Raw genomic sequence first — 6101 nt, 5'->3', positions numbered from 1 at the left:
GACTTCGCCACCGCGCGCGTCCGGATCCGGGGCATCGCCCGAAGCCCCGCCCGATCGGCGCCCGGCCGCGCGCAGGTGCCGGCCGTCCCATAAAGGCTTCGTCACCGCAGAGCCCGGAGCATCGACATGGCATCCTTCCAGGATTTTCAGGACGGCTACGAGCGGACCTGGGCGTCGCTCCAGATCCGGCCGGAGAAGCTCGCGACCGTGCGCAAGCTCGCGCAGCAGCTCGCCGCCGGAAAGCCGCGCTACCAGGAGATCGAGGCCCGCACCGGCGTGCCCTGGTGGTTCATCGGGCTCTGCCACTACCGGGAATCGACGTTCGATTTCGACACCTATCTCGGCAACGGACAGAAGCTCGGACGGCGCACCACGATCGTCCCGAAGGGGCGCGGGCCCTTCACGGGGCCGCAGGCCTTCGTCGAAGGGGCGGTCGACGCGCTGCGCCTCCAGGGCCTGGTCGGGCTCGGCGACTGGAGCGTCGCGCGGGCCCTCTACCGGCTCGAGGGCTTCAACGGCTACGGCTACCACGGCCGGGGCGTGAACTCGCCGTATCTCTGGGGCGGATCGACGGCCTACGGGCCGCCCGGCGCGCGCGGCGGCAAGTTCGTGCGCGACCACGTGTTCGACCCGAACGTGGTCGACACGCAGATCGGCACCGCGGTGATCCTGCGGAGCCTCATCGACCTCGACGCGACGGTCGCGCTCGCGGCGCCGCGGGCCGTCGAGGCGGCCGTGTCCCGCGAGCCCGACGACGAACTCGCCGACAGCACGCTCTGGGTCCAGCAATCGCTCAATCGCCTCGGCGCGACGCCGCCCCTCGTCGAGGACGGCCGGAACGGGCCGCGGACCATGACGGCCGTCGCGACGTTCCAGGCGCGGTGCGGTCTGGACGATACCGGTCTCGCGGACGCGCGCACGATCGCCGCCATCCAGGAGGCGCTGCGGCCGGCGGCGCCGGACCACGCGGTGCTGACGCGGATCCAGGACCTGGAGCGACAGCTCGCCGCGAGGGCGGTCACCACGATGCAGCCCGCCCCGATGCAACCTGCCCCGATGCAACCTGCCCCGATGCCCCCGGTGGTGATCGCGCCGGCCACGCCCGCGCCGGCCGCGCCGCCCGCTGACGTCGCGGCGCGGCTCGACGAGCTCCTCCAGGCCCTGCGCCGACAGATCGACGGTGCGCGCCTCCCGACCGCGCCGATCTTGCCCGGGCCGCCCGCGGCGCGTCCCGACGGCGCGGTCCTCGGGCCGGTCAACGGCGCGCTCGGGCAGACGATCGGGCAGCTGCTCTCGGGCAGGAAGTCGGCGATCGGCATCATCGGCGCCGTCGCCACGCAGATCCTCTCCCAGGTGCCGCTCGGCACCGGTCTCGGGCAGGTGCTCGCACAGCTCACGCCCGCCTTCGGGCTGAGCCCCTACACGATGCCGATCTTCATCGGGCTGACCGCGTGGGGCGTGCTCGGGAAGTTCGAGACGTGGAACGCGCAAGCGCGGCGGGCGACCCCGTAGCGCGCGGCGGGCTCCCGGGAAGGCCGGCGCTCACGACGCGCCGCGCCCGCTCACTCGGCGAGCACGAAGGCGAGGCCGAGGATCGCCACCAGCAGCGCTCCGCCCGCGAGCTCCTCGCGCGGCTCCTCCGCGAAACGCGCGGTCTGGCTCGCGCTGGCGATCCCGGCTCCGACGAGCCCGAGGATCAGGAAAGCGAGGCCGAGCAGATCGGTCATCTGAACGGACGGTAGCATAGGTCGTCCTCCGACAGAGGTGCCTCTCACCCCTCTGGCCAAGTCCAGTGCGCCTCGACGTGCGCGATCAGCCCCAGCGCGTGATCGCGGACGAGGATCGCGGCCCGATCCGCGTCGCGGGCCTGCAAGGCGGCGATGATGGCGGCATGCTCGCGCATCGAGTCTTCGAGCCTCCCGGCCCGATGGAGGAAGGCCGACCGGATCGCCCGCATGTGGATGAACAGGTTGGTCGTCATCTCGACCATCAACCCGCAGCCGCCGAGACGGATGATCGTCCGATGGAAGTCGAGGTTGGCCTCGTCGTAGGCTTTCAGGTGGTCGGGCAGGGTCGCGATGTCGAACGCCTCGAAGGCCCTGCCGAGCGCGCGGAGATCGGCATCCTCGGCGTTCCGTGCGGCGGCATGGGCCGCCATGCCTTCGAGCGCGGCCCAGACGGTGATCATCTCGACGATCTCGCGCTTGTTCTTGCGCGTCACGAAGAGGCCGCGGCGCGGCACCGTGGAGACGAAGCCCTCCCGCTCCAGGAGCGTCAGGGCTTCCCGGACCGGCGTGCGGCTGATGCCGAGATCCTGCGCGATCTGGTGTTCGTGCAGCCGGATCTGCGCCGATCCGGCGTAGAGATCCATCGCCAGGATCGATTGCTTGATGCTGTCGTAGGCCTGTTCACGCAGACTCAGGGTCTGTCCGATCGAGGCTAGACCCAGAGAGGTCTCGGAAGGCTGCAGCACAGTCGAACTCCGGGAACGCGAGAATGGATTCTGGCCTCAGGTCCTGGAATGGCGCCGAGCGCGGCCGGGCTATCGCGTGAGAGCGAGGCGCCAGGAAAGCCGTCCCTCACCCGATCGTCGATGCGCGCCCGAACATCCGCGATCGTCCGCGGCGACCCTGCGTCTCGACGAGACGGTCTCCGTGCGGGCCAGCTGCCTTGTGCTGCCCGGTGCTGCCCGACCCGGCTCCGGAATTCCGGAGCCGGGTCGGGAGGCTTCGCCCCGGCCGCGGCGCGGCCGGGGCCGTCGCTCAGGCGTGGGCCAGCTTCATCGCCGGAGCCGCCGCGTCGTTGTTCGCCGCGTGGTGCTGCTTGAGCATCGGCCGCAGGACCGCGATCGCCAGGACGGCGGCGATCAGGTCCATGGTCGCCACCGTGTAGAGGACGGTCGCCCAGGTGCCGGTCGCCTGCATGATCAGGTTGCCCACCGGCACGAACAGCGCGGCGAAGCCCTTGGCGCAGTAGAGCACGCCGTAGATCTTGCCGATGTGCTTCGAGCCGAAGGTGTCGGCGGCCGTGGCGCTGAACAGCGAGTAGACTTCGCCCCAGGCCAGGAACACCACACCGGACAGGATCACGAAGGCCCACGGGTTGGAGCCGAAGTAGCCCAGCGCCACGATGCCGATACCCTCCATCGCGAACGCGATGAACATCGTCTTCTCACGGCCGATCCGGTCCGAGACGAACCCGAAGAGGGGGCGCGAGATGCCGTTCATGATCCGGTCGAGCATCAGCGCGAAGGGCAGCGCCGCCATGGCGAAGAAGTACAGGTTGACCTGGAAGTTCTTCACCCCGAGATCCTGCGCGATCACGCCGAGCTGGGCCACGGCCATCAGGCCGCCCGTCACCGTGCAGGTGAACATCAGCAGCATCACCCAGAACACGGGGGTGCGCAGCGCCTCGCCCAGGGTGTAGTCGCGCCGCGACTGCAGGACCTTGGTGGAGAAGGGCACCTGATCCTTGCGCGGGGCGCGCATGGCGATGGCGGCGGCGATGATGATGGCGCCCTGGATCAGGCCGAAGACGAAGAAGGCCTGGGCGTAGTTGCCGCCGTCGATCATCTTGGCGATCGGCAGGATGGTGAGCGCCGAGCCGGCGCCGTAGCCGCCCGCCGTGAGGCCGACCGCGAGGCCGCGCTTGTCCGGGAACCACTTGAGCGCGTTGTTGACGCAGGTGGCGTAGACGCAGCCGACGCCGATACCGCCGGCCACCGAGCCGAGGTAGAAGCCGCTCAGGCTGGTGGCGTAGGAGTTGATGACCCAGGCCAGGCCCGTCATCAGACCGCCGAACATGACGACGCGGCTCGGGCCGTACTTATCGATGAAGTAACCCTCGATCGGGGTCAGCCAGGTCTGGACGACGACGAAGATCGTGAAGGCGACCTGGATCGCGGCGCGGTCCCAGCCGAAGGTCTTCTGAATCTCGGGGACGAACAGCGTCCAGGCATACTGGATGTTCGCCGCTGCAACCATGCAGATCACGCCGAGCACGATCTGCAGCCATCGATTTGTACTGGGTACTGCCGTAGCCGGCGTGGCATTTGGCATGGCCATGAGCTTCCTCCCTCATTCCTGCGCTGACATTCAGCGGCGTGCTATAGGATTGGCGTGCACGCCGACGAATTCCTTGCCCGCGCCGGAACCTTATGTCGGGTTCCGAAATTGGCACGGCGGCATGCATTATTCTGTGTGCCAGGAACGTATGGCAAGCAGAATAATTCATCCGTTTCGGCCGAGAATTCGGGATTATCGGGCACTCTCGCGCGTGCTGCCGGCTCGCGCGACCGGCCGCCGCTCTCGCGGACGCCCGTCCTCGGTGTGCCGGCGACGTCTATGACCCGCCCCGCGGCGTCGGCGTGATCCCCAGCTTTGATATTCGGACGACGTGATCGCTCGGCCCTGAACAGCACAGATGCAGACGATCGGCCCGGATCGGAGGACTCGACGGGCGACGAGGACGGTCGAGCGCGGCGCCGGTCGGGCAGAGACTGCCCCGGACCGGGGTCCGGGCGGCGCGAAAGCGGCGCCGGGTCGCGGGCCGCGTCAGGGAATCAGCTTGCCGGGATTCATGAGGTTCCGGGGGTCGATCGCGCGCTTCAGGGTCCGCATGAGGCCGAGCGCCTCCGGCCCGTGCTCACTTTCCATGAAGCGCATCTTCTTCTGGCCGATCCCGTGCTCGCCCGTGCAGGTGCCGCCCAGGTCCAGCGCGCGGGCGACGAGCCGGTCGAGGAAGCCGGCCACCGCGGACATCTCCTCGGGGCTGTCGGCATCGACGAGCGGCAGGGTGTGGAAGTTGCCGTCGCCGACATGGCCGGCGATCGGCGCGGTGAGCCCGGTCGCGGCGATGTCGCGCTTCGTCGCCTCCACGCATTCGGCGAGCCGCGAGATCGGCACGCAGACGTCGGTCGACATGTTCTTGATTGTGGGGCCCGGCCGCAGCGCGACCGAGGCCCAGTACACGTCGTGGCGTGCCTGCCAGAGGCGCGCGCGCTCGTCGGCCCCGGTCGCCCAGTCGAACGGGCCGCCGCCGAGATCGGCGGCGATCTCGCCGAACCGCTCGGCCTGCTCGCGCACGCCCGCGTCCGTGCCGTGGAACTCGACGAGGAGCAGCGGGGTCTCCGGCAGGGCGAGCTTCGAGTAGCGGTTGCAGGCCGCCACCTGCACCTCGTCGAGCAGCTCGATGCGCGCGACCGGGATGCCGGACTGGATCGTCAGGATCGTGGCGTCGCAGGCCGCCTTGATCGAGGGGAACGGGCAGATGCCCGCCGAGATCGCCTCGGGGATGCCGTGCAGGCGCAGCGTGACCTCGGTGATGATCCCGAGGGTGCCCTCCGAGCCGACGAGGAGCCGGGTGAGATCGTAGCCGGCCGACGACTTGCGCGCCCGCCGGGCGGTCGTGACGATGTCGCCGTTCGGCATCACCGCGGTGAGCGCGAGCACCGCGTCCTTCATCGTCCCGTAGCGCACGGCGTTGGTGCCCGACGCCCGCGTCGCCGCCATCCCGCCGATCGTGGCGTCCGCCCCGGGATCGATGGGGAAGAACAGGCCGGTGTCGCGCAGGTACGCGTTCAGCGCCCTGCGGGTGACGCCGGCCTCGACCGTGCAGTCGAGATCGTCGGCATGGACCGCGCGGACGCGGTTCATCGCGCCCGTGTCGATCGAGACGCCGCCGAACGGCGCGTTGACGTGGCCCTCGAGGGAGGTGCCGACGCCGTAGGGCACGATCGGCACGTCGCGCTCGGCGCAGGCGCGCACGACGGCCTGCACCTCCGCGGTGGCGTGCGGGAAGACCACGAGGTCCGGCGGCTCGCACGGCGCCCAGGTGAGCTGGTTGGCGTGCTGCTCGCGCACCGCCGGGCTGGCCGTCACCCGGTCCCCGAGCACGGCCCGCAGGGCCTCGGCGAGACCCGCGATCGTCGCCGCGTCCGGGCGGGTCCGCGGGGCGGGAACGGGGGCGTTCATGGGCTGCTCCGATGGGCTCGAACTGGGGCGGCGCCGGGGAAGGCGCTGGGGACGGCGTGTCCCGGGGGCTGCGCGGCCCCGCGACACGGCCTCCGCCGGGAGGACATGGCGACGCGACCGTAGGTCGAT

At 70.4% G+C, this 6101-nt stretch carries 5 protein-coding genes; 1 reads left to right on the top strand and 4 read right to left on the bottom strand.

Features of this window, described 5'->3' with window-relative positions; all coding sequences use genetic code 11:
- Positions 1-126 precede the first annotated feature (126 nt).
- Complete coding sequence (locus ACLBYE_RS16895) at positions 127-1512, top strand: peptidoglycan-binding protein (protein WP_447695058.1); 1386 nt, start codon at positions 127-129, stop codon at positions 1510-1512.
- Positions 1513-1562: 50 nt separating this feature from the next.
- Here ACLBYE_RS16895 and ACLBYE_RS16890 read toward each other — a convergent pair whose 3' ends face one another.
- From ACLBYE_RS16890 to ACLBYE_RS16875, 4 genes are all read right to left on the bottom strand, one after another.
- Complete coding sequence (locus ACLBYE_RS16890) at positions 1563-1727, bottom strand: hypothetical protein (RefSeq protein WP_447695057.1); 165 nt, start codon at positions 1725-1727, stop codon at positions 1563-1565.
- A 44-nt stretch (positions 1728-1771) separates the two neighbouring features.
- Positions 1772-2473: a GntR family transcriptional regulator gene (locus tag ACLBYE_RS16885; RefSeq protein WP_447695056.1), complete on the bottom strand. Its 702-nt coding sequence runs from the start codon at positions 2471-2473 to the stop codon at positions 1772-1774.
- Positions 2474-2762: 289 nt separating this feature from the next.
- Positions 2763-4064 carry an oxalate/formate MFS antiporter gene (gene oxlT / locus ACLBYE_RS16880; RefSeq protein WP_447695055.1) on the bottom strand — a complete coding sequence of 434 codons (1302 nt, stop codon included), beginning with the start codon at positions 4062-4064 and terminating at the stop codon, positions 2763-2765.
- Positions 4065-4553: 489 nt separating this feature from the next.
- Positions 4554-5972: an FAD-binding oxidoreductase gene (locus tag ACLBYE_RS16875; protein ID WP_447695054.1), complete on the bottom strand. Its 1419-nt coding sequence runs from the start codon at positions 5970-5972 to the stop codon at positions 4554-4556.
- Between the last annotated feature and the right edge of the window lie 129 nt (positions 5973-6101).

It is taken from the genome of Methylobacterium sp. A52T, assembly GCF_053346095.1.
The sequence above is the reverse complement of the archived record's forward strand: the minus strand, read 5'-3'. Positions and strand labels throughout refer to the sequence as shown.